We start from the raw sequence: 430 nt of genomic DNA on the forward strand, positions 1-430 counted from the left end.
AGTCTACATCTACAAACCCTTTTTCTACCGCATTTTTGGTATAAAAGCCTACCATATTTGGTGTAAAGCCCCAAAAAAATAATTGACTTTGGCCGCCCATTTGGTAATATTTTTTTCCATCCAAACTATAAAAAAAGGTAGCTAAACCATTTTCTATTTTTGCTTGTAACCACACTTCATTTTGATTAAGTACCTCACCTTTTATAACAATTATTGCAGCTATACTACTAGTATCGGCCTTGTAAAATAGTTGCTGGTTGCCAGCATTATCTTTTTTAACACCAATGACATAATTACTACCTGCCGAAACATGTAAACCAGCTTCTTGACCAGCAGCCATACCACTTACATCAAACTTGGTAGTCATTACATTTTTATAACGCCCCATGGTGCGCTGTGCCAATAAGTTTGGCACTAGTTTTATGCTTTC

At 36.0% G+C, this 430-nt stretch carries 1 protein-coding gene; it reads right to left on the reverse strand.

The genetic code is table 11. From position 1 onward, the window contains the following. A partial coding sequence (locus ACT9TX_RS18485) for a beta-xylosidase family glycoside hydrolase (protein WP_481340605.1) occupies positions 1–430 on the reverse strand: 430 nt, incomplete at both ends.

Source organism: Parasediminibacterium sp. HNIBRBA5674 (assembly GCF_056745525.1).